The sequence below is a fragment of the Neisseria sp. P0008.S010 genome (assembly GCF_051962715.1).
Lineage (GTDB): Bacteria > Pseudomonadota > Gammaproteobacteria > Burkholderiales > Neisseriaceae > Neisseria > Neisseria elongata.
The window spans coordinates 1-2,047 of the sequence record NZ_JBQCVA010000094.1; the positions used below are offsets into that span (position 1 = coordinate 1).

Here is a 2,047-nt window from a genome sequence, read left to right on the forward strand (position 1 = left end):
ATTCGTCAGGGCTTCTCTATTTTATACGTGTTTTTTTGCCCTATCTAATATAGACAGGTTGCTGAAGAAGGTCATGATAGTTTGATCCTTCGGATGGGAATTTGTTTCGGCAGTGTGACCGATATGGATTCTATTTAACTTTACGATGTTCATCAGAGAAGCTTTCATCTGCTTTTACTTTACCGTTAAACATTTCTAAATGTTATCTGCTGTGAAATATAAGCAGACGCAGCTAATATTTTTGGGGCTGTACTAGATTAGCAGATATGTTACCCTCGGAATATGAAGATAACACACTGAAAATTAAATAAAAAAGTACAGAAAGAACTGCTCCGGTTTTTTGTACTCGAAGTTACCGCCCGTTCTGCTGCCGATATTTTGGTTATCCATCCCAATTCCGCAGCACTGTTCTACCGTAAAATCCGTATGGTCATCAGCCATCATTTGGCCTTGGTCGCCGATGAGGTTTTTGAGGGCCCTGTCGAGTTGGACGAAAGTTATTTCGGCGGACGGCGTAAAGGCAGACGCGGTCGCGGTGCGGCAGGAAAAGTGGTTGTCTTCGGCATTCTGAAACGCAATGGACAGGTCTATACCGTTGTCGTAGATAATGCCAAGTCCGATACGTTGATACCTGTTAGCAAACAGAAAATCATGCCGGACAGCATTGTTTATACCGATAGTCTGAGCAGCTATGACAAGCTAGACGTAAGCGGTTTTATCCATTACCGCATCAACCATTCCAAAATTACCGCATCAACCATTCCAAATCGTTTGCCGACCGTCAGAACCACATCAACGGCATTGAGAATTTTTGGAATCAGGCAAAACGCGTCTTACGCAAATACAACGGAATCGATCGCAAATCTTTCCCGCTGTTCTTGAAAGAATGCGAATTTCGGTTTAACTTCGGCACACCGTCCCAGCAGCTAAAAATCTTGCGGGTTTGGTGTGGAATTTAGGGCTAATCTAGTACAGCCCCTTACAATATGCACCGTACATTCCTGATTGTGTAGCAGTGATGCAATACCCAGCATCGCCTTACGCCCTGGTTGCTCGTCAAAAGGCAGCAGTGGTGCATCTTCAGGTTTCATACCTGCCTCAACCTCCTCACGGCTCAATTTGCGCCGTTGACTGTCGGCATCAGACCACAATGCTACATTCCGCCCGACCACAGCCGACCAGTCCGCCTTGTTCCAGCCGTTGCAGCCGCCTATCCAAGACACCACGGCCCAATCGTGCAAATCAAAATACGCATCGGCGGCAATACGGCATTTCTCACCCTCCACCACCAACACACGAGCATCAGGTTTGGCCGCAAGAGCATCCAACCCAAACAGGGGCGTAGGCGCGGCAGGGCGGCGGTTTGCCCAAGCCTGCACCCCATCATCATTTTTCTCCCACACAAACAGCAAATCCACCTTTCTGCCTTCTTCGTCGATAAACCGCTGCACCACATGTAAAGGCGCACCCGCCGCATCACGGTACACCGCCCGCAAACCCTCGGTCTTTCTGCCCAACGCATAACGGTAGCACTTCGCACCTGACAAAAGGTTCAGACGGTCTTCCTCAAAAGGCATAATCGCCGTCCAATTCTGTCGCGGCTTTTTATTGCCATAATTCGGTGTCCCGTCCCACTCCTTACGCTCGACAGGCTCGAAACCGTCCATATTCAGACGTTCCGCAACCGCACGAAAAACCTTGCCTTGATTACCGTTCTCAAAGCAATATGCATAAAGTACAATCAAATCGCCGCCGGCATCACCCGTCGCGAAATCAGACCATTCCCCCGTGTTCGTGTTAATGACGAAAGACCCCAGCCTTTTGTCTGCACGCGTAGGATTTAAAGCATAAAATTCATGCCCCTTGTAACGACCGGACGGGAGCCACTCGTTCAACAAATTATCAATAGAGTTCAGCGCGGCATCGGCCACGCTTTTAAAATCAGGTTTGCTCATTTCAGACAGCCTTCCTATTAGACCTCTTGCGAAAGTATCCTGAAGATTTACAATTTCCAAATGAAATACGAAAACCTAATCCAAAGAAGCAA

General features: G+C 47.8%; 1 protein-coding gene and 1 pseudogene. One reads left to right on the top strand and one right to left on the bottom strand.

The window, feature by feature from the left end:
• Positions 1-327: 327 nt before the first annotated feature.
• A pseudogene (locus tag ACTHSL_RS12450) lies at positions 328-959 on the top strand (IS1595 family transposase).
• Here the strand turns inward: ACTHSL_RS12450 and ACTHSL_RS12455 are convergent.
• The gene (locus tag ACTHSL_RS12455; protein WP_440381638.1) at positions 927-1,955 is read right to left on the bottom strand and encodes a hypothetical protein; all 1,029 of its coding nucleotides are present in this window, start codon (positions 1,953-1,955) and stop codon (positions 927-929) included. The pseudogene ACTHSL_RS12450 and the gene ACTHSL_RS12455 sit on opposite strands and share 33 nt — an antisense overlap.
• Positions 1,956-2,047: the final 92 nt, after the last annotated feature.

Excerpts from the sequence above, each read along its gene's own strand:
- ACTHSL_RS12455 (WP_440381638.1), bottom strand. The coding sequence starts at position 1,955 with ATGAGCAAACCTGATTTTAAAAGCGTGGCCGATGCCGCGCTGAACTCT.